Origin of the sequence: Mycobacterium xenopi (genome assembly GCF_009936235.1) — a bacterium.
In the GTDB taxonomy this organism is placed as follows: domain Bacteria; phylum Actinomycetota; class Actinomycetes; order Mycobacteriales; family Mycobacteriaceae; genus Mycobacterium; species Mycobacterium xenopi.
On the sequence record NZ_AP022314.1, the window covers coordinates 4,297,323 to 4,321,422 of the forward strand.

Here is a 24,100-nt window from a genome sequence, read left to right on the forward strand (position 1 = left end):
TCGCCATGACGCCGATGAAGCAAAGCAAGATGCGCATTCCACTGTACATCGAGGGTCTGGCGTTCTTGTTACTCGGCGCATTGGTGCTGACCCTAGTATATCTGCAGTTTCGCGGAGATCTTAAGCCAAGAACCACACTTACGTTGGTGACTTCGCGCGCAGGATTGCTGATGGATCCAGGGTCGAAGGTCACCTATAACGGAGTTGAAATCGGTTGGGTGGAAGACATATCGGAGTTCGAGCATCGTAGCGAGCCAGCTGCAAAGCTAGTGTTGAACGTCAATCCGAAATATATCAAGCTGATTCCGGCTAATGTGGTTGCAAACATCGAGGCTGCCACCATCTTTGGCAACAAGTATGTTGCGTTCAGTTCGCCTAGAAATCCGACTCTACGCCGGATCTCCCCGCACGACGTGATTGATGTACGTTCGGTGACTACAGAATTCAACACTTTGTTCGAAACTCTTACCTCAATCGCTGAGAAAGTCGACCCAATCAAACTGAACGCCACGTTGGCCGCGTTGGCGCAAGCACTGGACGGGTTGGGCGGTAAATTCGGCGCGTCGATCAGCAACAGCAATGACATTCTGGCGCAGCTGAATCCGAAGATGCCGCAAATTCGTTATGACGTGCGGCAGATCGCGAACCTGGCGGAGGTGTACATCAAGGCTTCACCAGATTTATGGGGCTTTTTGCAGAACGCGGTGACCACAGCGCGCACCCTGACTCAGCAACAGGGCGATGTGGACGCAGCATTGTTGTCAGCAGTGGGGGTGGGCGACACTGGCCGAGAAATCTTGCAGCGGGGCGGACCGTATCTACAGCGCGGCGCTGCAGATCTGGTGCCGACCGCTCAGCTGCTCGACGCGTACAGCCCCGAGCTGTTCTGCATGATTCGCACCATCCATGACCTCGTGCCCAAAGTCGCGAAAGCCGTCGGCGGCAACGGCTATTCGCTATCAGGCACCGGAACCGTCCTGGCCGCACCTAATCCGTACATCTATCCGGACAATCTGCCACGGGTGAATGCCAGAGGTGGGCCAGGCGGGGCACCGGGCTGCTGGCAGACCATCACCCGCCAATTATGGCCAGCGCCGTATCTGGTGATGGACACCGCTGCCAGCATCGCCCCATACAACCACGTCGAGCTCGGCCAGCCAGCGCTAAACGAATACGTCTGGGGCCGTCAATACGGGGAGTACACGATCAACCCATGAGAGCCACAGTGATCAAACTCAGCCTCTTTTGGCTCGTGCTGCTCGTATTTACTGCGGCCATCGTCGTCGTTTTCGGCCACGTGCGGTTTAACCGCACCACGGGCTACTCCGCAGTGTTCACCGACGCCAGCGGGCTGCGGCCCGGGCAGTTCGTTCGCGCTGCCGGTGTGGAGGTCGGCAAGGTCTCCCAGGTGGTGCTGATCGACCGAGACAAGCGGGTACGGGTCGATTTCGAGGTCGATCGCTCGCTGCCGCTCGATCAGGCGACAACAGCGTCGATCCGCTACCTCAATCTGCTCGGCGACCGCTACCTGGAATTGACACGTGGCAGTAGCGGCAAGCGGCTTGCCCCGGGTGGGACCATCCCGGTCGAACAGACCGAGCCAGCCCTAGATCTCGACGCCCTGATCGGCGGGTTCCGTCCACTTTTCAAGGCACTGGACCCGGACAAGGTCAACCGTATCGCGCAGTCAATCATAAGCGTGTTCCAGGGAGAGGGCGGCACCATCAGCGACATCCTCGACCAGACAGCCTCGCTCACTTCGACTTTGGCTGACCGCGACCGTGCGATAGGTGAGGTGATCAACAACCTAAACATCGTGCTGTTGACCACCGTCAAGCACCAGAAAGAGTTCGACCGAACCATCCACAACTTTCAGGTGCTGATCACCGGACTCAGGCAGAGGGCCGATCCGCTTGCAACTGCCGTGGCGCATATCAGCAACGCCGCCGGAACGCTCGCGGATCTTTTGACCGACAATCGGACTTTGCTGCACAGCAGCCTCGGATACCTCGAGGGCATTCAGCAACCATTGATCGACGAAATGCCAGCGCTCGACGACGTGCTGACAAAGCTGCCCGGCGCCTACCGGCTCATCGGCCGTAGCGGTGGCCTCTACGGTGACTTCTTCAACTTCTACTTGTGCGATATCTCGCTCAAGGTCAACGGATTACAGCCGGGCGGCCCAGTCCGCACGGTCAGGCTCTTCCACCAGCCCACGGGGAGGTGCACGCCGCAGTGAGGATACTGACGGAATTCAACCGCAGCCGAGTCGGGCTGATGGGCATTGTGGTCACGCTGCTTGTCATCGGTGTGGGTCAGAGCTTCACCAGCCTTCCGCTGCTGACAGCGACACCCACCTACTACGCGCAATTCAGCGATACGGGCGGTTTGAGCAAGGGCGACAAGGTCCAAATCGCCGGAGTGAACGTCGGCTTGGTGCGCTCACTGGCCATCCAGGGAAATAAGGTGCTGATCGGATTCTCGCTGACCGGCAGGACCATCGGGTCGCAGAGCCGAGCGGCGATTCGCACCGACACAATCCTCGGACGCAAGAATATGGCGATCGAACCCCGCGGCTCAAATCCGTTGCGGCCAAACGGTGTTCTTTCGCTGGGGCAAACGACGACGCCATACCAGATCTACGATGCGTTCGTTGACGTTACCAAGGCGGCAACCGGCTGGGACGTCAACACCGTCAAGCGCTCGCTGAACGTGCTGTCGGAGACGCTCGATCAGACCTATCCACACCTCAGCGCCGCGCTGGGCGGTGTGAAGAGATTGTCCGACACCATCGGTAAGCGCGACGATCAGATCAAGGAATTGCTGGCCAACGCCAGCAAGGTCGCCCGTGTGTTCGGCGAGCGCAGCGAGCAGATCGACAACCTGTTCGTCAACGCGAATACGCTGCTGGCCGCGTTCACAGAGCGTAGCAAAGAAATGGATGTCCTGCTGAGCAACGTATCTGCGGTTTCAACACACGTCTCAAGCCTGATAAGGGACAACCCAAACCTCGACCGGGTACTCCGCCAGTTAGGCGCGGTCGGTGATGAATTGGTCAAACGCAAAAAAGAACTGGCCGACGTGCTGGTACTGCTCAGTCGCTACACGGCGTCGCTGACGGAGGCGGTTGCTTCCGGACCGTACTTCAAGGCCATCGCGGTGAACCTGCTGCCATATCAGATATTGCAACCGTGGGTCGATGCGGCGTTCAAGAAACGTGGTATCGATCCCGAAGAGTTTTGGCGCAACGCCGGACTGCCGGCGTTCCGCTTCCCGGATCCCAATGGCACTCGCTTCCCCAACGGCGCCCCGCCTCCAGCACCAACGGTACTGGAGGGTATCCCTGATCACCCCGGGCCGGCCGTTTCGCCGGGATCGCCGTGCTCCTACACCCCGCCGGCCGACGGCTTGCCGCGGCCTGGAAATCCACTGCCTTGCGCAGCTCTGGATGTCGGGCCGTTCGGTGGTGGTGGTTTCCCGGCGCCGCTCGACGTCCAGACCTCCCCGCCAAAGCCAGAGGGTCTGCCGCGGACAGCCGGTGTCCCGATCGCCGGCCAGCCGGGTCAGCCGCCGCCTGATGTCCCCGGCACACCAGTGCCGCTATCGCCTAACGCGCCACCGGGGGCGCGGGCTGAGAACCCGCAAACCGCTCGCCCCACGCCGCCGTCGACCTCCGCACTGCCGCTAGCGCCTGCGCCACCAGCACCGCCAGGACCCGGACCTCAGCTCCCGGCTCCGTTCATCACCCCGGATGGAACCGGAGGCAGCAGCCAATGAGCACCATCTTTGACGTCCGCAGCCTTCGGCCGCCGAGAGTTTCCGGCAGGACGCTGCTCGTCGGATCGCTAGTGGTGGTTTTCGGCCTGATCGCCGCTGTCGCAGGCTCACAGCTATACACGCAGTTGACCACGAATACGGTTGTCGCATATTTTCCGGAGACTTTGGGCCTGTACCCGGGCGACAAGGTTCAGATCATGGGGGTGCGGGTCGGCGCGATCGACAAGATCGAGCCCGCAGGCGACAAGATGCGGGTCACTTTCCACTACAGAAATAGGTATCAGGTGCCCGCCGACGCCACTGCGTCGATTCTCAACCCCAGCTTGGTGGCCTCCCGTGTCATCCAGCTTTCACCGGCCTACACCGGCGGGCCGACGATGAGGACGCGCGCGGTGATCCCCATCGAGCGCACCCAGGTGCCCGTCGAGTGGGATGAGCTACGCGATTCTCTCAACGGGATTCTCAGCCAGCTGGGTCCGACACCGCAGCAGCCGAAAGGACCATTTGGCGACATCATCGAATCGGCCGCCGACAACCTTGCCGGCAAGGGAACGCAGATCAACGAAACCTTGAGGAGTTTGTCCGATGCGGCGACCGCGCTCAACGAGGATCAGGGAGATTTCTTCGCAATCACTCGTGACCTGGCGCGATTCGTCAGCGCGCTTTACCAAAGCGATCAACAGTTCACCGCGCTCAACAAGAAGCTGGCCGAGTTCACGGACTTTTTTGACAAATCCGATCATGCGTTGGCCGACACAGTTCAACACATCGACGACGCACTGGTTACCGTACGAAAGTTCATCAGCGACAACGGATCGATAGTCACGCACGACGTCGACAACCTCGCTGACGCGACCACCACGCTCCTGCAGCCCGAGCCGCGCGACGGTTTGGAGACCGCGTTGCACGTATTGCCCACCTATGCGGGCAACTTCAACAACATCTACCATCCGGTGCACGGCGCGCTCGTGGCTATGGGCGTGTTTCCAAACTTCGCTAACCCCATGCAGATGATCTGCAGTGCGATCCAGGCTGGCAGCCGGCTGGGATATCAGGAATCAGCCGAATTGTGCGCGCAGTACCTGGCACCGATCTTGGATGCAATCAAATTCAATTACCTGCCGTTCGGTGTGAACTTGCTGACCACGGCTGCCGCCTTGCCCAAGGAGGTTGCTTACTCGGAGGAGCGACTGCGGCCGCCTCCCGGATACAAGGACACCACCGTCCCAGGAATCTTCTCCCGCGACACACCATTTTCGCACCGCAACTCTGAACCGGGCTGGATCGTCGCACCAGGGATGCAGGGTCTGCAGGTTCAGCGATTCACCGAAAACATGCTTACACCGGAATCGCTGGCCGAACTCATGGGAGGACCCGACATCGCGCCCCCGCCACCTGGGACCAACCTGCCTGGACCGCCGGATGCGTACGACGAGAACAACCCATTGCCCCCTCCGTGGTATCCGCAGCCCGGACCGCCGCCAGCCCAGGCACCGGGTGTAATTCCGGGACCACCACCGGCGATGGACGCCGGCGCAAAGGCAGGACCGAGCCAGTGAGATGGGGCCCGAGCGCGGTAGGCGTGAACGATAACTCGAAACCAACTGCATCGAAACAGATGCTGAAGCAGTGGTTTTTTGGGATCAGCTCCCGCGCACTGGTGTTCGTAGCGATCGCGGCAATGTTGAGTTCGTGTAGTTGGCGTGGCATTGCCAACGTGCCGCTACCTGTTGGCCGTGGCACCGGGCCCAACCACATGACGATTTATGTGCAGATGCCCGATACGTTAGCCCTAAATGCCAACAGCCGGGTGCGAGTCGCAGATGTATGGGTCGGGACCGTGCGAGATATCAGTTTGAAGAATTGGATTGCGACGCTGACACTGAGCCTTGACCCGCGCGTAAAGCTGCCAGCCAACGCTACCGCGAAGATCGGCCAGACCAGTCTGCTCGGCACCCAACATGTGGAGCTAGCGCCACCGCGGGAGAATCCGTCGTCGCAGCCGTTGAAAAACGGCGATACCATTCCGATGAAGAACTCCTCGGCGTACCCCACTGTGGAACGGACGTTGGCCAGCCTCGCGATCATCCTTCACGGCGGCGGAATCCCGGACCTCGACGTGATACAAACCGAAGTGCTCAACCTACTTGACGGCCGCGTCGAGCAAATCCGTGAATTCCTCAATCGGCTAGACACATTCACCGTCGAACTGAACCGTCAGAGGGATGACCTTACCCACGCGATCGACTTGACCAACCAACTCCTAAGTATCACGGCGGACCACAACGACACGCTGGATCAAGCGTTGAACGAAATCCCGCCTCTGGTAGAGCATTTCGCTGAAAAGCGGGATTTGTTCAGCGATGCCATCGAATCTCTAGGAAGTTTTAGTGAGGTAGCCGATGCGACGCTGTCGGCCACGCGGCCGGATCTTCATCGAAACCTACAGTTGTTGCAGCGAGCACTCAAGCAACTTCTTCGAGCGGCACCTTATGTGGTCGGCTCACTGAGGTTGGCACTCACTGCTCCGTACACCATTGACAACGTGCCGAAGGTGATTCGCGGCGACTACATCAACGTATCGGGGACCGCCGATTTGACCCTCAGTACCCTCGACAATGCACTTTTGAGCGGAACGGGCGTTTCGGGGATGTTGCGAGCCCTTGAGCAGTCATGGGGACGAGACCCGAACACGATGATTCCGGACGTCAGGTACACACCAAACCCCAACGACGTGCCGGGCGGACCACTGGTGGAAAGAGGAGAGTGAGCAGTGCTGACTCGCCTGATCAAGATTCAACTGGTCTTGTTGACCGTGGTCGCGGTCATCGCGGTTGTCGTTCTCGGCTGGTACTACCTACGGATACCAAGCCTCGTGGGCATCGGCAGGTACACCCTGTACGCCGATTTGCCCGCATCGGGCGGCCTCTATCGAACCGCCAACGTGACCTATCGGGGCATCACAATCGGCAAGGTCACCGCCGTGGAACCAACTGAGCAGGGCGCTCGCGCGACGATGAGCATCGACAACCGCTACCCGATACCGAGGGACGCGTCAGCCAACGTTCACTCCGTGTCGGCGGTCGGCGAGCAGTACCTCGATCTGGTATCGATGAGCAACCGCGGTCCGTACGTCGAGAATGGGCAGACGATCGCTAATAGTAAGGTTCCCAGCCAGATTGGACCGGCGCTGGATGCCGCAAACCGCGCTTTGGAAGCGCTGCCCAAAGACAAGATCGCGACCCTGCTTTCCGAGACGTCAGCTGCTGTGGGCGGGCTAGGGCCATCGCTTCGGCGGCTGGTCGACGCCACTCAGGCGCTCGCTCACGGCTTCAAGGGCAATATCAACGACATCAACGACATCATCGAGCATTCGGCACCTATCATCGACAGTCAGGTGAACTCCGGCAACACAATCCAGCAGTGGGCCGCTAACCTCAATTCCCTGGCTGCACAAACCGCGCGGCAAGACCACGCATTGCACAGCATTTTGTCCAACGTGGCGCCAACGGCTGATCAGGTGCACGCGACATTCCGCGATGTGGGTAACTCGTTGCCACAGACGCTGGCAAACCTCGAAGTGGTGCTCGATATGCTCAAGCGCTACCACAAAGGGGTTGAGCAGGCGTTGGTGTTCTTGCCACAATCCGGTGCTGTCGCCCAGTCAGCTACCTCAGCGTATCCCGGTCAGGCGTCACTGGATGTTGCCCTGGCAATCAACCAACCGCCGCCATGCTTGACCGGGTTCTTGCCCGCATCCGAGTGGCGCTCACCGGCCGATACCAGCGCAGCGCCGCTACCGGCGGGCACTTACTGCAAGATTCCGAAGGACACTCCGGCCAACGCCGTGCGGGGCGCCCGCAACTACCCGTGCGTGGATGTCCCCGGCAAGCGTGCGGCTACACCTCGCGAGTGCCGCAGCAACCAGCCATATGTCCCGCTGGGCACCAACCCTTGGTACGGCGACCCCAATCAGATCCGCAATTGCCCCGCACCAGGTGCACGGTGTGATCAGCCGGTGGTTCCCGGCGAAGTGATTCCGGCGCCGTCGATCAACAACGGCCTAAACCCGTTGCCCGCCGAAGGGCTTCCAGGCACGCCACCACCGGTTAGCGACCCGCTGCAGCGGCCGCGATCAGGCACCGTCCAGTGCAATGGGCAGCAGCCAAACCCCTGCATCTATACACCGAGCGATGTTCCGATCGCGATCTATAGTCCGCAAAGCGGCGAACTTCTAGGACCCGACGGAGTGAAGTACTCCGTTGAGAACTCGCGCCACAACGGAGACGACGGATGGAAAGGCATGCTGGCACCTGCCCGCGATTAGCCCTCCAGCTTGTAGCCCAGGCCGCGCACTGTCACCAGGTGCACCGGGTTGGCAGGGTCCGCTTCGATCTTCGAGCGCAGCCGCTTGACGTGGACATCGAGAGTCTTGGTGTCTCCGACGTAGTCCGCGCCCCACACCCGATCGATCAGCTGGCCGCGGGTCAACACCCGGCCGCTGTTGCGCATCAGGTATTCGAGCAAGTCAAATTCCTTGAGCGGCAGCGTAATTGGCTTGCCATTCACTGAGACAATGTGCCGCTCGACATCCATCCGCACCGGCCCGGCCTCCAACACGCCGTCGGTGACTTCGGAGTCGTCGTCCCCGCCGCGGCGTAGCACCGCACGAATTCGGGCGATCAGCTCCCGCGCCGAATATGGTTTGGTCACGTAGTCGTCGGCGCCCAGCTCGAGGCCGACCACCTTGTCGATTTCACTGTCGCGGGCGGTGACCATGATCACCGGCACACTGGAGCGGGCCCGCAGCTGCTTGCACACGTCGGTGCCGGACATGCCCGGCAGCATCAGGTCGAGCAGCACGATGTCGGCACCGGCCCGGTCGAACTCGGCCAGTGCCGACGGCCCGTCGGTGACCACGGTCGCTTCGAATCCCTCGCGGCGCAACAGAAACGCGAGGGGATCGGCCAGCGACTCCTCGTCCTCAACGATCAGCACGCTAGTCATCGGCGCCACTCCTCCTCATCGCTGCGCTCTGCATCGTCGTAGGCGCGTGTCATCGGCGCCACTCCTCCTCATCGCTGCGCTCTGCATCGTCGTAGGCGCGTGTCATCGGCGCCACTCCTCCTCATCGCTGCGCTCTGCATCGTCGTTGGCGCGTGTCATCGGCGCCACTCCTCCTCATCGCTGCGCTCTGCATCGTCGTAGGCGCGTGTCATCGGCGCCACTCCTTATCCCGCAGCGTCATCGGCGTAGTTCTTCCTCTCGTTGGGATCGCGTGGGGCGCACCTCGCGCCGCACTGGTTCGTCGCGCTTCTCATCGTTGTCGCGGTAGGCCGGAATCGACAATGTGAACGTCGAGCCGGTCCCCGGCTGGCTCCACAGCCCGATACTGCCGTTGTGGTTGGCCGCGACGTGCTTGACGATCGCCAACCCCAACCCGCTACCGCCGGTGGCACGCGAGCGGGCCTTGTCGCCCCGAAAGAAGCGCTCGAATACCCGCTCTTGGTCTTTGCGCGGGATGCCGATGCCGCGGTCGGTGACAGCGATTTCGACGTTGTCGCCGCGACGACGACGGCTGATCGACACCAGTGACCCACGCGGTGAATAGGCGATCGCGTTGGACACCAGGTTGGCCAGCGCGGTGACCAGCAGGCTTTGGTTGCCCAGTACCCGCAAGCCGCTGGGTTCGTCGGTTCGGACCTCAATATCAGCATTGTCCGCGGCAACTTTATGGCGTGAAATCGCCTCGGCCACAACGGTATCGACATCGACGTTGGACAGATCGGGCAACCGCTCGGCGCCTTGCAGCCGGGACAGTTCGATCAATTCGCCGACCATGTCGCCCAGCCGATTGGCCTCGACAAGTACCTTCTCGGCGAACCGCCGCACGGTCTCGGGGTCGTCGGCGGACGCCAACAAAGCCTCGGCCAGCACGGCCATCGCACCGACCGGTGTCTTGAGTTCGTGGCTGACGTTGGCCACGAAATCGCGCCGCGTTGCCTCCATCCGCGCGTACTCCGACTGGTCGTAAACGAAAACCACGGCAAAGCGGCGGTCTTCCTCGCTGAGCAACCGGGCAATTCCGTGCACCGACAGCCCGGACCGGCCCGGCGCGGGGCGCTTGTCCGGCGCGATGTCGAACTCGAAATCGTCGCCACTGCCCAGCACCCGCTGCGCGGCCCGCCAAGCCTCGTCGTCGAGTTGGCGGTCGTGCACCAACCCCAGTTCCTTGGCCTGCTCATTGAGATAGACCACATCGCGGTGCCGATCGACGACCGCGGTTCCCACCGGAGACAGCGCGACGATGCGCTCCAGCATTTGCGAAACAGTGATCCCGGCCCATTCGGCGGCCACCCGTCGTCGGCGCTCGACAACTCGTGTTGCCCACCGGGCCCCCGCTGTAATACCGACGCCCAATGCCATCGAAGACAACACCCCGGCCAGCAACAGCGCCGAGAACACAGTCACACAAAAATCCTACAAATCGGGTGAACGCCTCCCTAGCGGCGCGCGGCCAAATTCGGACAAGTCACACGTCGCATCGCAGGTATTCGGCCATTGTTTACGCGATGTTTGCCGACCAGTCGCCAACTAGCCGAATTACCTGGCGCCCTGGCTCGCGACCGCTGCCGCACCGGCCGCGGCCGCCTCCGGGTCGAGATAGCTGCCGCCCGCCACCACTGGCTTGAGGTTCGCGTCGAGGTCGTAGCGCAGCGGAATGCCGGTGGGGATGTTCAGCCCGACGACTTCTTCGTTGGACATGCCGTCCAAATACTTGACCAGGGCCCGCAACGAGTTGCCGTGCGCGGCGATCAACACCGTCTTACCGAACCGCAGGTCGGGCACGATGACGTCGGTGAAATACGGCAGGAACCGCGCGACCACGTCGGCCAGGCACTCGGTGAGCGGACCGCCGCCGATGTCCGCGTAGCGCGGGTCGGTGTCCTGGCTGAACCGGCTGCCCCTCTCGATCGGCGGCGGCCGGGTGTCATAGCTGCGCCGCCACGCCATGAACTGCTCCTCGCCGTAACGCGCCTTGATGTCGGACTTGTCCAACCCCTGCAGCGCGCCGTAGTGCCGTTCGTTGAGCCGCCAACTGCGGTGCACCGGAATCCAATGCCGGTCGGCGGTGTCCAACGCCAGGTTCGCGGTGGTGATCGCGCGGCGCAGCAGCGAGGTGTAGACCACGTCGGGGAGCAGGTTGTGCTCGACGAGCAGCTCGCCGCTGCGCACCGCTTCGGCGCGGCCCTTGTCGGTCAGGTCGACGTCGACCCAGCCGGTGAACAAGTTGCGCGCGTTCCAGTCGCTTTCGCCGTGCCGCAAGAGCACCAGCGTGCCAGCGTTTCGCATGCGGGCAAGTCTCTCACGAAATCAGCCCCGACCGTCGCGACGGTCTTCTTCGTCGATGAGATGGGCGAACGCCTGCAGGTTCTTCAGCGACGCGCCTCGGGACACCCGCCACTCCCACTCTTTCTGGATCGACGAACGAAAACCCAACTCCAGCAACGTATTAAAGTCCGAATCCACCGCCTCAAGCACCTGGCCGAGCACTCGGTCGATCTCGTCAGCGTCGACGGAGGCCAATGACATGCGGCCCACCAGGTAGATATCGCCGACATTGTCCAGCGTGTAGGCCACCCCGTAGAGCCGCCGGTTGCGTTGAAGCAGGAACCGGTAGACGCCCTCGTGGTTTTCGTCGGGCTTGCGGCACACGAACGCCTCGACGCGCACCGAGTGTTCGCCGATGGTCAGGATGGTGTTGGTCTTGAGCTTGCGTTCGCCGGGCAGCTCGACGATCAGCCCGGGCAGCCCGCCGTGGGCACCCTCATGACGGGTGTAGGTCAGCTTGCTGGCCTTCAGCGCGTCCTCGATCACCTGCTGCACGTCGGTCATGGCCGCTGCGCTCCCCCGCCGCCGCGCGAGCAGACGCAAAAGCCCCCAAAAATGCGTCTTCTTTGGGGACTTTGCGTCTGCTCGGCACCCCTCACTGCTCGGCACCCCTCACTGCTCAGGACCCCTCACTGCTCAGGACCCTCACGCGCCCACCCCCCGCGACGCCGCCCACTGGCGCGGGCGGCGCGCCGCTGCCAGACCGCGGACCCGCCGCCGCCGGGCCCCGCCGAACTCGCTGATCGCGCGACGGTAGCTGGCCAGCAGCGCGTCAACGGTGTTCTCCCAGGAAAACCGCGCGGCGTGCCGCACCGCCGAGTGACTCATCGCCCAGGCGCGCGGCCCGGCGCCCAGCCGCAGCAGCTCGTCGATGGCGTCGGCCCACCGGTCGACGTCGTGGCCGGCAACCAGGGTGCCGCTGATCCCGTCGCGCACGGCCACCGGCAGCCCGCCGACCGCGGCCGCCACCACCGGCGTGCCGCAGGCCTGCGCCTCCACCGCGACCAACCCGAACGACTCCGAATAACTGGGAACCGCGACCAGGTCTGCGGCCTGAAACAGCCGGGCCAGCTCCTCGCGGTCCTGGGGCGGCAGGAACCTCACCCGAGCGGAGATACCCAATTCGTCGGCCAGGCGAACCAAACCGTCCGGCGCCGCCAATCCGCTGCCCGACGGTCCGCCGGCCACCACGATGCGCACCCGCGGCAGTTTGGCCGCGGCCCGCAGCAAAATGTCGGGGCCTTTCAGCGGCTGAATCCGGCCGACGAAGGCCACCACACGCTCGTCGAGCGGCAGCCCCAGCGCGGCCCGGGCCGCGCGGCGATCACCGGGCCTGAACACGTCGAGGTCCACCCCGGGATGAGCCACGTCAATCCGAGACGGGTCGGCGCTATGCAACGAAACCAGTTGTCCCGCTTCAGCATTGGTGTTGACTATCAGCCGGTCGGCCTCGTCGACCACCTGCTGTTCGCCGACCGTGCGCAGCGGCGGCTCAGGCGTGTCGCCCTCGGCCAGCGCCGCGTTCTTCACCGCGGCCAGCGTGTGCGCGGTGTGTACCAGCGGCACCGCCCAGCGGTCCCGGGCCAGCCAGCCTACCTGCCCGGACAACCAGTAGTGCGAGTGCACGATGTCGTAATAGCCGGGCTCGTGGGCCGCTTCTGCGCGCAACACTCCGGCGGCGAACGCACACAGCTGGGTGGGCAGGTCGTATTTGTCGAGGCCTTCGAACGGACCGGCCACCACGTTGCGGACCAGCACCCCGGGCGCGACCTGCACCGTCGGTGGATCGGTCGACGCCGTGGCCCGGGTGAAGATCTCCACCTCCACCCCGCGGCGGGCCAAATGCAGCGCGGTTTGCAGCACGTAGACGTTCATCCCGCCGGCATCGCCGATGCCCGGCTGGGCCAGCGGCGAGGTGTGCACCGACAGCACCGCCACCCGGCGCGGATCGGTCAAGCGGGATCTCGATGGGGAAAAGCCGAGCCGGGGCAGTTCGCTGTTCCGCACATCGCCATCTTTACAGCACCGCGTGCGATCGCCCCGAGCGCCGCCGGTCACGCCGACGTGTCGGGAGCGGCGGCGCCGGTGACACGCAGCGGCGACCCGAGCGCGCCACGGGCGGGTGCGCCCAGCGCGCGGCGCATCCCGCCGAGCGGATCTGCGTAGAGCCCGCCCAGGGAGACGATCCCCGCCCCGGCTTCCTGCACCCGGTTGCCGAACGCGGTGAGCTGGATATCGCGCGCGGGCAGCACCGAGCGCGCCGCGAACGCCGCTTCGACGTGCTCCATGCCCTCCGGGTACTCGGTGAACGCCTGGCCGCCCACCACTAGGTCGTCGGGATTGAGCAGATCGCGCAGCAACGCCACAGCCTCGCCGAGCACTCGCGCGCGTTCGGCCAGTAGCTCGCGGGCTTGCTGGTTGCCGGTGCGCGCCGCCTTGATCAGCTCGGTGATCGCGGTGGCCGGCCCGCCGTTGCGCACTGCAGGCAGGATCCGCAACCGGCGCGCCGCCGCGAGCACCGCCTCGTCGCTGACCGTGGATTCCAGCTGCCCCGAGCCGCCCAGCAGCTCCGAATGGGCCGGCAGGTTGGCAATGGTGCCCGGGCCGCTGGCCGGGCTGTGCACCCGACCGCCGATCACCAGCGCGTATCCCACGGTCTCGCGGGCGTAGACGTACAGGCTGGTCGACGAGTTGGGCGCGAAGCGGCGCATCCCAAGCAGCAACTCGGCACCGGCCATCGCGTCGACGTGAGACGCCACCGACACCGGCAGGCCCAGCGCTTCGGCCAGCACCGGGCCCACCGGTGCCTGACGCCAGCCCAACCGCGGGTGGTCGACGTGACCGGTGGTGCCGTCGACCACCCCGCCGATGGCCACCCCAACCCACAGCGGCCGGCGCCGCTGCCAGCGCCCGCAGGTACCGACGCGCGCCGTCAGCCAGCAACCCCAGCGCGGGACCTTGCGCCGACAGCGGGGTCGGGGTTTCGACGGCGTCGAGGGTGCGGCCCAGCAGGTCGGTGGCCACGATGCTGGTGGTCCGCGCCCCGATGTGGATGCCCAGCGTCAGGAACGGCTCGTGGTTGACTTCGACGGGAACGCGGGGCCGTCCGATGGCGCCGGCGACGGCCAGGTCGGCGCGTTCACGCAACAGTCCGGCCTCGAGCAGGGCGATGACCTGGCGGTTCACCGTCGCGATGCTGAGCGAGGTGACGGTGGCGATGACGTCGCGGGCGATCGGTCCGCGCAGCCGCACGGCCCGGAACACCGCGGCCACGGCGGCGTCGGACAGGTGCAGCGACGGCGTCACCACGTTGCGGCGGGAACGCAGTACTGGCTTGCGGGTATGGGAGTGAAGGGTGGTCGAGCGCACGGGTGTCCTTGTCGAGTTCCTGCGGCGGGCCTGGCCACACCAGCTATTGGATTTTTGGTCGCTCAGCAGGCGCAGACTGCGCGGCAACAACACGCACAGTCTGCGATGGGACACAGACCCAGCAAGGAGCTCAGGTACACACGAGGGAATTTAGCACGGTTATCTAGAGTTGGTCCGATGACGATCGCTCCGGCGGACAAGCGTGTCGCGGTGGTCACCGGCGCCAGCTCCGGGATCGGCGCCGCGACCGCGAGAACCCTTGCCGGACAAGGCTTTCATGTGGTCGCGGTGGCGCGCCGCGCGGACCGGGTCGCGGAGCTGGCCGACGAGATCGGCGGCACCGCCGTGGTCGCCGATGTGACCGACGACACAGCTGTGGATGCTCTGGCTCGCGGACTGAGCCGGGTCGACGTTCTGGTCAACAATGCCGGCGGCGCCAAGGGGCTCGAACCGGTCGCCGACGCCGACCTCGAGCATTGGCGCTGGATGTGGGAGACCAATGTGCTGGGCACGCTGCGGGTAACCCGGGCGCTATTGCCCAAGCTGATCGACTCCGGCGACGGGCTGATCGTCACCGTCACCTCGGTTGCCGCATTCGAGATCTACGACGGCGGCTCCGGCTACACCTCGGCCAAGCATGCCCAAAGCGCGCTGCACCGCACCCTGCGCGGCGAACTGCTGGGAAAGCCGGTGCGGCTCACCGAGATTGCGCCCGGCGCGGTACAGACCGAATTCTCGTTGGTCCGCTTCGCCGGCGATCAGCAGCGCGCCGACGCCGTCTACGCCGGCATGACACCGCTGGTGGCCGAAGATGTCGCCGAGGTGATCGGCTTCGTGGCATCTCGGCCGTCGCATGTCAACATCGACCAGGTCGTGATCCGGCCTCGCGACCAGGCCACGGCTAGCCGCCGGGTCGCACGCTAGGCCGCGTCGTGGTGGCCGTGCCCGACAGGGTGGGGGCGTCGCTGGGGGTGGCCGGAGCGGTGCGCGGCATCGCCGCCGGTGCCGGTTTGGATCCGCTGGGCTGCGGCAGCGCCGACATGCCCCGCCAGGTGTCCCAATCGACGGCCCAGTCCCAGATGTCGCCGTCGGCGTAGGACAGCTGGATCGAGCTGCCGGTCACCTCGACCGGGTCGCCGTAGATCGCGCTGTTGAAGTACTGTTCGGCGTCGGCGGTGGAGAGATTGATGCAGCCGTTGGTGACGTTCGTATTGCCTTGTGCGCCAGCACTTGCCGGATTGGCGTGAATGAATTCGCCGTTGTTGGAAATGCGAACGGCCCAGCGCTCGTGGATATTGCTGTAGCCCGCGGCCGGGTTGGACATGTAGAAGTCGGCGTACTTCTCGCTGACGACATGGATCCCGTTGCGGGTGACATTGCGCGGCTTGTCGGCTTCGCCGTAGCTGCACGGGAAGTCCATGATGACGCCCTCGTCCCGGATCACCTGGATGCGATGCGAGGACACTTCGGCCTTGACGATTTGGCGACGCCCGATCTGGAAGTTCAGGCTCATGTCTTGCTTGCCGTAGGCGCCGTCGCCGAACGCCAGTCCATAGAGCTTGGCCTCGACGCTGACCTTGGTGCCCGCCGGGTAGTACTCGCGGGTGCGCCAGTGCACCCGCGATCCCTGCGCTTCGTCGGGCAGCCACGCCCAGCTGCCTTCCACCGGCGGGTCGGTGGTGACGGTCAGGGCCCGCTCGACGGCGGCCTTGTCGGCGATCGGCGCGTCGAACTGGATGATGATCGGCGCCGCAATCCCGACCGTCTGCCCGTCCGCGAGTTGGAATCCGCCGTCGATGACCCTGGTGGGTGTCACGGTGGTGAACTTGCTCGCCACCGGAACGGCCTTGCCGTCGTGGCCGACCACCGAACCGCTCCACGTGTAGGTGGCGTCGTAGCCGAGCGGCTCGGTGATGGTGTAGACCGTGCGGTCGCGGTTGAGCCTGCCGGCGACGACCTTGCCGGCCGGATTCGTCAGCGCCACATGCTGAAACCAGCCGTCGCGAACCTCGACGCTGACCGGTGCTGTGGGCAACACATCGCTGGCGGCGTTGACAGGGTGAAACGTCAGGCTTGGTGGCGGCGGAGCTTTGCGCTTTTCGGTTTGTTTGCTGGCACCGCCGGCGCAGGCGGCCAGCACGCTGGGGGCGAACATCCCCGCCGCAAGCACGGTCAATGCCCGACGCCGGTCGATCGGCGGCAGGGCGCGCGGTGTGCTCACGGCAGACAAAGATACCGGTGGTAACGGTCGGCTCTGTGCAGCCGCGGCTATAGAACGCAGCCGACCAGCACCGGTTCTGGGGTAAGTGTGATGCCAAACACATCCCGGACCCCGTCGCGCACGGTGCGGGCGAGCGCCACCACGTCGGCGGCGCTGGCGTGGCCCCGGTTGGTCAAAGCAAGCGCATGCTTGGTCGACAGCCGGCAGGCGGCACCTTCCTCAGCCGGGTAGCCTTTGCTGAATCCGGCTTGCTCGACCAGCCAGCCCGCGGCCAGCTTGATTCCACCCGGCGCCGGCCAGTGCGGCACCGGCCCGTCGGCCCGATCGGCCACTCGCTGGTAAACATCCTGTGTCACAACCGGATTGGTGAAAAACGAGCCGACACTCCACGTGTCGTGGTCGGCGGGGTCCAGCACCATGCCTTTGCGTCTGCGCAGGGCCAGCACCGCCTGGCGGACCGCGGCAGGGTCAGCCCGGTCGCCGGTGTCCACGCCCAGCGCAGCGGTGAGCTCGCCGTAGCGCAGCGGCGCGCTGCGGCCCGAGCCGTCCAGCGCGAACTCCACCTCCAACACCACGGCCGGCACCCGCAGCCCGCCGTCGGCGTGCTTGAGGATGCTGGTCCGGTACCCGAACCGCAGCTCGCTCGCCGGTACCCAACGCACCTGGCCGCTGTGCCGCTCCAGCAGCCGGACCCGGGTGATGGTGTCGGCGACCTCGGCACCGTACGCGCCGACGTTTTGCACCGGGGTGGCGCCCGCGGAGCCCGGGATACCGGACATGCATTCCAGCCCGCCGAGGCCGTGCTCGATCGCCGCAACGACGACGTCGTCCCATACCGCTCCGGCCTCGGCGCGCACGATGTGGCCGTCGACCGTGACGTTGTCATTGGCCAGCCGCACCACGGTCAGCTCGGTCAGGTCGTCGGCGACGACCACGTTGGAGCCCCCGGCCAACACCAGCACCGGGTCGACGTGGTCAGCATCGAGCTGCCGCAGCGTGACGACCACCTGCTCGGCACTGGTGCAGGTGATGACGCGCGTGGCGATGGGGCCGATCCGCAACGTGGTCAGCGGCGCCAACGGCACCGACTGCGCGACGTGCGCGCCGGCGAACCGCGAACCGACACCGCCCCGTTTCATGGGCCGTAACGGTAGCCTGACCTGCTATGCCGCGTTCATTCGACATGTCCACGGACTACGGCGCGACTGTCGAAGAGGTGCATCGGGCATTCAGCGAGGAAAGCTATTGGCTGGCCCGACTAGCCGATTCCGGTGCCGACGACGCCACCCTGGAGTCGATGAGCGTCGGCGACGACGGCAGCATCGACGTGGTCACCACCCAGGTGTTGCGCAGCGACCGGCTGCCCGGTTTGGTCACCCAGTTTCACCGCGGGGACTTGTGCATCCGGCGTGAGGAGACGTGGGGCCCGGTCACCGGGGGCACCGCGCAGGCCACGGTCACCGGATCGATCCTCGACGCGCCGGTAGGACTCACCGGTACGGCGGTGTTGGCGCCGCTGCCGGAGTCCGGCGGAGCACGGCTGACCTTCCGGGCCACGGTCGAGGTGCGCATCCCGCTGGTGGGCGGCAAGATCGAGAACTTCATCGGCAGCCAACTCGTCGAGTTGCTGATCGCCGAGCAGCGTTTCACCACCATCTGGATCAGCCAGAACGCCTGACCGCCCCCGATAGGCTGGGCTCGTGCGGATTGCGTTAGCGCAGATCCTCAGCGGCACCGATCCGGCGGCGAACCTCCAGCTGGTGCGCGAGTACAGCGGCCGGGCCGCCGAAGCGGGCGCCACGCTGGTGGTGTTCCCCGAAGCGGCCATGTGCCGATTCGGTGTACCGTTGGCGCCGATCGCGCAGCCGGTCGACGGGCCGTGGGCCACCGAGGTGCGCTTGATCGCGGCGGACACCGGTATCACCGTGATCGTGGGCATGTTCACCCCCGCCGACGACGGGCGGGTCACCAACACGCTGATCGCGACGGGGCGAGGCGTCGACGCGCACTATCACAAGATCCACCTCTATGACGCGTTCGGTTTCACCGAGTCGCGCACCGTCGCCCCGGGCCGCGAGCCGGTGACGATCAGCGTCGACGGCGTCGACGTCGGGTTGACCACGTGCTATGACATCCGCTTTCCCCAGCTCTACGTCGAGCTGGCCCGCCGCGGTGCTCAGCTGATCACGGTCAGCGCCTCGTGGGGCGCTGGCCCCGGCAAGCTCGAGCAGTGGACGCTGTTGGCCCGGGCCCGCGCGCTCGACTCCACGAGCTACATCGCCGCCGCGGGACAGGCCGACCCGGGCCGGACCGATTCCAAAGCGCCGCTGGGCGTCGGCGGCAGCCTGGTGGCGTCCCCGTTCGGGGAGGTGGTGGCGTCGACGGGGGCCCAACCCGCGCTGGTGGTCGCCGACATCGACCTCGACGCCGTCGCGGCGGCCCGCGACACCATCGCCGTGCTGCAAAATCAAGCAGCAATCCCTCAGGTCGATAAGGCAGAATCGCGCGGGTGACCAATCCGCAAGGGCCGCCGCAAGAGGACCCGTCGCAATGGGCCCGCCCGGAAGGCGAGGGCCCGGCCGAACAACCCCGGCGCCGGCCGAGGCGCCGACCGGCCAGATGCCGTCGGATCAGCAGTCTGAAGGTGAGCGCACTGAGCAGGTGCCCGGTCCGGCCGAACCGCCACCCGGCGCACCGGCGCAGCCGACCCTGGACTACCCGGCTGTGCCGCCGCCGTACCCGCAGGAATACCCGGCTGCGCCGCCGCCCGGCCAGCCGCCGTCGGAGGCCACGCCAGCACCAGTGAAGACCAAGCGCCGCCTGTTCCGCGACCCACTGTCGGTCGTCCTGGTTGTCGTGATCGTGCTGGCGCTGCTGATCGCCGGTGTCATCGCAGCCGAGCTATATGCCCGCCACCGCGCCGACAGTGTGGTGGCCGCGGCCACCGAATGCGTGGTGCAGGATAAGGTCAGCGTGTCGTTTGGGCCAACCCCGTTTTTGCTGCAGCATGTCACCGGCAACTACGGCGATATCTCCATTCACACCGCGGGCAACCAAATCCGCGGCGCCAAGGGCATGAAAGCCGACATTCGCATCGACAAGGTCGACCTGCACGGCACCGCCGACTCGAAGGGCACCATCGGCGCGCTGGAGGCCGATGTGACCTGGACATCGGACGGCATCAAGCAGACGGTGGCGGACGCGGTCCCGTTCCTCGGCGGCCTGGTCAACACCGTGCGGACCAACCCCGGCGACGGCACCATCGAATTGCGGGGCGCGATGGGACTGGGCAGTGTCACGGTCAAGCCCCAGGTGGCAAGCAACGGGCTGTCGCTGCAGGTGGTCAAGGTGACGGCGCTGGGCACCACGGTGCCGCACGAGACCGCGCAATCGGCATTGGACACTTTTGCGTCGACCCTGACCAACGACTATCCGCTCGGCATCCACGCCGACAGTGTGAAAGTCACCAGTGACGGTGTGGCTGCTCATTTTTCGACTCGTGACGCGTCGATTCCACCGGGTGATTCGGATCCGTGCTTCGCCAAGCTGTAGACCGCGTGGACGTCAATCCGCCCGATAGGGCACAATCGCGCTGGTGACGACTCCGCAAGGGCCCTCGCGCGGCGACCCGTCCGAATGGGCGCGCCCGACCGCACCTCGGCCGCAGCCCACCTCGCCGCCGTCTCAGTCGCCGACCCAGCGGATCCCACATCCCGGCCGCCCGCAGGAGCCGCGCCGTCAGCCCGGCCCGCCGCCGCGTCAGCCCGGTCCGCCGCCGGTTCAACGACCGCAACATCCCGGCCCGCCACCGGCCGCACCGCCGCCGCACGTCGGTCGGTCCCCTAGCCCGCAACCGCAGCCGCCCGGGCCCCCGCAGCCGGCCGAGCAGGCCACGACCCGACTGTCGACCCACCCGCCGTCGAAGGACACCCCGGTGAAAACGCAGCGCGGCTTCTTCCGAAACCCGACGGCCGTCGTCCTGGTCCTGGTGACCGTGGTGGCGCTGGTACTGGCCGGGCTGATCGGCGCCGAGCTCTACACCCGCCACACCGCGGACGCCAAGGTGACCAACGCCGTGCAGTGCGAGGTGCAAGACAGCGCCAGCGTGTCCTTTGCCGTGACGCCCCCGGTGCTGTGGCAGTACATCACCGGCCATTACACCAACATCTCCGTGCAGACCGCGGGCAATCAGGTCCGCAGCGCCAAGGGCATGAAGATCAGCCTCGACATCCACGACGTGCGGCTGGCCAACTCCGGCAACTCCAAGGGCACGATCGGGGCGCTCAACGGCACCATCACCTGGTCATCGGAAGGCATCAAGGAGTCCATCCAGGATGCCATCCCGGTGCTGGGCAGCCTGGTGACCAGCAAGGTCACCACCAACCCCACCGACGGCACCGTGCAGCTAAAGGGCCTGCTGGACAGCGCCACCGTCAAGCCGCAGATCGCCAACAATGGGCTGTCGCTGCAGCTCGTCGAACTGCGGGCGCTGGGCTCGAAACTGTCGACGAATACGGTGCAACGAAACCTCGACGACCTCACCGCCAAAGCGACCCAGAACTATCCGCTGGGCATCCACGCCGACAGCGTCAAGGTCACCGATTCCGGTGTAGAGGCCACATTTTCCAGCCAAAACGCCACCATCCCGGCGTCGTCGTCGCAGCCGCAGACCGGTCAGGACTGCTTCGGGAACCTCTGAGGTCAGCCCAGCCCGTCGAGCACCGCGCGGGTAGCGGACAACCCCAGCCGGGTCGCGCCCGCCTCCAGCATGGCCACCGCGTCCGCGGCGGTGCGGATGCCGCCGCTGGCCTTGATCCCGATCCGCCCGCCGACGGCGTCGGCCATCAGCGCGACGGCACGCACCGACGCCCCGCCGGCGGGATGAAACCCGGTTGAGGTCTTGACGAAATCGGCGCCGCCGTCCTCGGCGACGCGGCACACCCGCACGAGGGTGTCGTCGTCGCGCAGCCTCAGCAGCGCCGCGGACTCCACGATCACCTTCAGCACCGCCGCGGGCACGGCAGCGCGCACCGCGGCCACCTCGGAGCAAACCGCGGCCAGGTCGCCGGCCACCGCGGCACCGATGTCGATCACCATGTCGATCTCGCTGGCGCCTGCACCCACCGCCAGTGCCGCCTCCTGCGCCTTGACGGCCGGCAGGTGCTTGCCGGACGGAAAGCCCGCGACCGCGGCGACGCGCACACCGGCGTCGACCGCGACGGGCACCATCGACGGCGAGACGCACACCGCGTAGGCACCGAGCTCGGCGGCTTCCGCGGCGACGGCAGCCACGTCGGCGGCCGTCGCCTCGGGTTTGAGCAGGGTGTGGTCGACGAGGGCCGCTACCTCGCTACGGGTGAGCTGGGCCGGCACTACACCGGTTCTTCGGGGCCGCCGGGGTTGCAGCCGGACGCGAGCATCGTGGTGTCATCGACGACCGGCCGCCACGGCTCGAGGTTCCAACTGGCCTTACCGGGTTGCGCGAGCTCGGCCAGCTGCCAGTGGCAGACGAACTGCGCACGCATCCCGGCGGTGTCGGCGTCGGGTGCCTGGGAGAGCACCTCACTCCAGGCCTTGTCGGCTTGCGGGCCCAAGCGGCCCGCCGCCGCACGGGCGGCCGGCGTTGGGTAGACCCGCAGGCTGGCTAGCGCGCCCCATCGCACCCATTCGGTGTGGTCCACAAACCGTGGTGCCGTGGCCGTGCCCGCGCCCGGGTCGGCCCACGCCGGAGCGGCGCCCGCCAGCGCCACGACCACCGCCGCGACGGTCACCGGGGCTCGCATGCCGCTAGTGCGATTTGCCTTGGACTTCCAAAAGTTTCGGCCGCACATCGACCAGGTAGACACCCGCCGCGCACGCACCGATCGCCATGCCCAGCGGACCCAGCAGCAGGGTCAACACAATCGCCGCGCCCAGGATGATCAGCCACACCGGCTTGGTCAGCTTCTCGGCGGCGGTGTAGGCGTCGGGCCGCTGCATTGCCGCGTGCACAAACGAGTACAGCGCCGTCATCGCTATCGCGATCTGCAAGACGATGAGGACGTCACCCGCCAAGCCTTGGAGTATCACGCCGTAAGCCTATGCGGGTTGTGTCCCAGACGTCGACTCCGAGTCACCCGACCGGGCAACTCGGAGTCGCGTGCCGCGCTGACCTGCCGTTGCACCCACGGGTTACGGCAGCAGCGAACTTACTTTTGGGTGACCTTTTTGGCCGGCGACTTCTTGGCAGGCGCCTTCTTGACCGGGGTCTTTTTCGCGGTCTTCTTGGCCGGGGCGGTCTTGGCGGCGTCTTCTTAGCGGCCGGCTGCTTCTTGGGCAACTCAATGCCGACCAACTTGGCGGCGCGCTCGCCGACCGCGCGGGTTTGCGAGGCGACGGTGCCCAGCGCCTCCTGGGTCAACTCGACGGCCTGGTCGACGTAGCCTTCGGCACGCGCCGACGCCTCCTCGAACCGACCCTGGCTGCGCAGCCGCTCCAGGGCCAGCTCGCCGCGCTCGACCAGCTCGTTGTACCGGTTGGTGGCGGCTTCCAGATAGCCTTCGGCTGCCGAGCGCAACTCGTCGGCGGTGAACCGCTGACGCAGATCGCGCAGCTGTTCGCGCAGCTGCTCGGGCAGCTCTTCTCGGCGCTTGGCCAGGCGCGCGCGTCGCTCCTCGACCCGGCTGCGGGTGTCGGTGCGAGCCTCTCCCGCGCGCTCACGCAACTCGGCGAGCAGGTCGTTGACGGTGGCCAGGGCCAAGTCGGCGGCACCCAGCGCGGCGAGCAACGGGGCCCGCAGGTCGTCGGTGGTCGGGTTTTCCGGCATGGTGTTTCCTTTCATGCAGTGTTGGCGGGGTGGTTTCTCGGCGCGGTTTTGACCGGCTATCGGAAGTTAGGCAGGGGTGGACTCCTCACGGGCAGCGTCGTTTTGCTGGGCTTCGTTTTGCTGGACGAATGACGTGTAGATGTCGAGCAGCACCTGCTTTTGCCGCTCGGTGATCGCGGTGTCGGTGATGATGGCGTCCCGCACTTCGCTGGTCTCACTGGGTTCCAGAATCCCGGCCCGTACGTAGAGAACTTCGGCGGAGACTCGCAACGCCTTGGCGATCTGGTTCAACACGTCGGCGGACGGCTTGCGCAACCCGCGCTCTATCTGGGAGAGATACGGATTGCTGACGCCGGCCTTTTCGGCCAGTTGTCGCACCGACACCTGCGCCGCCTCGCGCTGTGCCCTGATAAAACTGCCGATGTCGGCCGCAGCGGTGGACACCACTGCGGCAAGCTTGTCCTCCTGCGGCATTGGTGAACTCCCTCGGTTGATCGGTGCGACGAACACCCACCGTACGACCAAGTGCTAACTTT

Annotated in this window: 21 protein-coding genes and 3 pseudogenes; 11 read left to right on the forward strand and 13 right to left on the reverse strand. The window is 65.6% G+C overall.

All coding sequences use genetic code 11. The annotated features are described in order from the left end of the window. Positions 1-5 precede the first annotated feature (5 nt). The 6 genes from MYXE_RS20605 (at position 6) to MYXE_RS20630 (ending at position 8,104) form a co-directional block, all read left to right on the forward strand. Positions 6-1,217: an MCE family protein gene (locus tag MYXE_RS20605; protein ID WP_085196896.1), complete on the forward strand. Its 1,212-nt coding sequence runs from the start codon at positions 6-8 to the stop codon at positions 1,215-1,217. Next, positions 1,214-2,239 (forward strand): virulence factor Mce family protein, encoded by a 1,026-nt coding sequence (locus MYXE_RS20610; protein WP_085196898.1) that lies wholly within the window; start codon positions 1,214-1,216, stop codon positions 2,237-2,239. Before MYXE_RS20605 ends, MYXE_RS20610 begins: the two co-directional genes overlap by 4 nt. After that, entirely contained in the window at positions 2,236-3,777 is a 1,542-nt protein-coding gene (locus MYXE_RS20615; RefSeq protein ID WP_085196900.1) for a virulence factor Mce family protein, read from the forward strand. Before MYXE_RS20610 ends, MYXE_RS20615 begins: the two co-directional genes overlap by 4 nt. Continuing rightward, positions 3,774-5,336: a virulence factor Mce family protein gene (locus tag MYXE_RS20620; protein ID WP_085196902.1), complete on the forward strand. Its 1,563-nt coding sequence runs from the start codon at positions 3,774-3,776 to the stop codon at positions 5,334-5,336. The genes MYXE_RS20615 and MYXE_RS20620 overlap by 4 nt, the downstream gene beginning before the upstream one ends. Before the next feature lie 122 nt (positions 5,337-5,458). Further along, positions 5,459-6,547, forward strand: a complete 1,089-nt coding sequence (locus tag MYXE_RS20625; protein WP_232061878.1) for a virulence factor Mce family protein — start codon at positions 5,459-5,461, stop codon at positions 6,545-6,547. A 3-nt stretch (positions 6,548-6,550) separates the two neighbouring features. After that, entirely contained in the window at positions 6,551-8,104 is a 1,554-nt protein-coding gene (locus tag MYXE_RS20630) for an MCE family protein (RefSeq protein ID WP_085196906.1), read from the forward strand. On the opposite strand, the gene regX is transcribed toward MYXE_RS20630, so the two are convergent. From regX to MYXE_RS20660, 6 genes and pseudogenes are all read right to left on the reverse strand, one after another. Further along, on the reverse strand, positions 8,101-8,784 hold the full coding sequence (gene regX, locus MYXE_RS20635) for a two-component sensory transduction protein RegX (protein ID WP_003919701.1): 684 nt from the start codon (positions 8,782-8,784) through the stop codon (positions 8,101-8,103). The two genes, MYXE_RS20630 and regX, sit on opposite strands and share 4 nt — an antisense overlap. A 237-nt stretch (positions 8,785-9,021) precedes the next feature. After that, entirely contained in the window at positions 9,022-10,248 is a 1,227-nt protein-coding gene (locus MYXE_RS20640) for a sensor histidine kinase (protein ID WP_112650228.1), read from the reverse strand. 132 nt (positions 10,249-10,380) lie between these two features. Continuing rightward, the gene (locus MYXE_RS20645) at positions 10,381-11,130 is read right to left on the reverse strand and encodes a phosphoglyceromutase (protein ID WP_003919703.1); all 750 of its coding nucleotides are present in this window, start codon (positions 11,128-11,130) and stop codon (positions 10,381-10,383) included. Positions 11,131-11,151: 21 nt separating this feature from the next. Next, positions 11,152-11,673 carry a type III secretion system chaperone family protein gene (locus tag MYXE_RS20650; RefSeq protein WP_003919704.1) on the reverse strand — a complete coding sequence of 174 codons (522 nt, stop codon included), beginning with the start codon at positions 11,671-11,673 and terminating at the stop codon, positions 11,152-11,154. 141 nt (positions 11,674-11,814) lie between these two features. Beyond that, positions 11,815-13,176: a D-inositol-3-phosphate glycosyltransferase gene (gene mshA, locus MYXE_RS20655; protein ID WP_172468605.1), complete on the reverse strand. Its 1,362-nt coding sequence runs from the start codon at positions 13,174-13,176 to the stop codon at positions 11,815-11,817. A gap of 47 nt (positions 13,177-13,223) precedes the next feature. Beyond that, positions 13,224-14,538, reverse strand: a pseudogene (locus MYXE_RS20660) (ROK family protein). Between the two features lie 177 nt (positions 14,539-14,715). Here MYXE_RS20660 and MYXE_RS20665 point away from each other — a divergent pair. Then, positions 14,716-15,462, forward strand: a complete 747-nt coding sequence (locus MYXE_RS20665; RefSeq protein ID WP_003919707.1) for an SDR family NAD(P)-dependent oxidoreductase — start codon at positions 14,716-14,718, stop codon at positions 15,460-15,462. On the opposite strand, the gene MYXE_RS20670 is transcribed toward MYXE_RS20665, so the two are convergent. Continuing rightward, the gene (locus MYXE_RS20670) at positions 15,440-16,810 is read right to left on the reverse strand and encodes a L,D-transpeptidase (protein WP_112650227.1); all 1,371 of its coding nucleotides are present in this window, start codon (positions 16,808-16,810) and stop codon (positions 15,440-15,442) included. The genes MYXE_RS20665 and MYXE_RS20670 overlap by 23 nt on opposite strands. Continuing rightward, positions 16,807-17,898 (reverse strand): UDP-N-acetylmuramate dehydrogenase, encoded by a 1,092-nt coding sequence (locus MYXE_RS20675; RefSeq protein WP_003919709.1) that lies wholly within the window; start codon positions 17,896-17,898, stop codon positions 16,807-16,809. The genes MYXE_RS20670 and MYXE_RS20675 overlap by 4 nt, the downstream gene beginning before the upstream one ends. Before the next feature lie 26 nt (positions 17,899-17,924). Between MYXE_RS20675 and MYXE_RS20680 the strand changes: the two genes are divergently transcribed. The 4 genes and pseudogenes from MYXE_RS20680 to MYXE_RS20695 all read left to right on the forward strand — a co-directional run bounded on the left by MYXE_RS20680 (position 17,925) and on the right by MYXE_RS20695 (position 21,458). Beyond that, complete coding sequence (locus MYXE_RS20680) at positions 17,925-18,437, forward strand: DUF2505 domain-containing protein (RefSeq protein WP_085196912.1); 513 nt, start codon at positions 17,925-17,927, stop codon at positions 18,435-18,437. Positions 18,438-18,459: 22 nt separating this feature from the next. Continuing rightward, a complete protein-coding gene (locus MYXE_RS20685; protein WP_003919711.1) occupies positions 18,460-19,272 on the forward strand; it encodes a carbon-nitrogen hydrolase family protein in 813 nt (270 codons plus the stop codon). Then, positions 19,269-20,311, forward strand: a pseudogene (locus MYXE_RS20690) (LmeA family phospholipid-binding protein). Before MYXE_RS20685 ends, MYXE_RS20690 begins: the two are co-directional and overlap by 4 nt. Before the next feature lie 43 nt (positions 20,312-20,354). Then, positions 20,355-21,458: an LmeA family phospholipid-binding protein gene (locus MYXE_RS20695; RefSeq protein ID WP_050947646.1), complete on the forward strand. Its 1,104-nt coding sequence runs from the start codon at positions 20,355-20,357 to the stop codon at positions 21,456-21,458. Positions 21,459-21,460: 2 nt separating this feature from the next. Here the strand turns inward: MYXE_RS20695 and deoC are convergent, their stop codons facing one another. From deoC to MYXE_RS20720, 5 genes and pseudogenes are all read right to left on the reverse strand, one after another. Continuing rightward, positions 21,461-22,132 (reverse strand): deoxyribose-phosphate aldolase, encoded by a 672-nt coding sequence (gene deoC / locus MYXE_RS20700; RefSeq protein ID WP_085196916.1) that lies wholly within the window; start codon positions 22,130-22,132, stop codon positions 21,461-21,463. Further along, positions 22,132-22,542 (reverse strand): DUF2599 domain-containing protein, encoded by a 411-nt coding sequence (locus MYXE_RS20705; protein ID WP_003919715.1) that lies wholly within the window; start codon positions 22,540-22,542, stop codon positions 22,132-22,134. Before MYXE_RS20705 ends, deoC begins: the two co-directional genes overlap by 1 nt. A gap of 4 nt (positions 22,543-22,546) precedes the next feature. Then, a complete protein-coding gene (locus MYXE_RS20710) occupies positions 22,547-22,771 on the reverse strand; it encodes a DUF2516 family protein (RefSeq protein ID WP_232061879.1) in 225 nt (74 codons plus the stop codon). 176 nt (positions 22,772-22,947) lie between these two features. Beyond that, positions 22,948-23,564, reverse strand: a pseudogene (locus tag MYXE_RS20715) (heparin-binding hemagglutinin). 66 nt (positions 23,565-23,630) lie between these two features. After that, a complete protein-coding gene (locus MYXE_RS20720) occupies positions 23,631-24,038 on the reverse strand; it encodes a helix-turn-helix domain-containing protein (protein WP_003919718.1) in 408 nt (135 codons plus the stop codon). Positions 24,039-24,100: the final 62 nt, after the last annotated feature.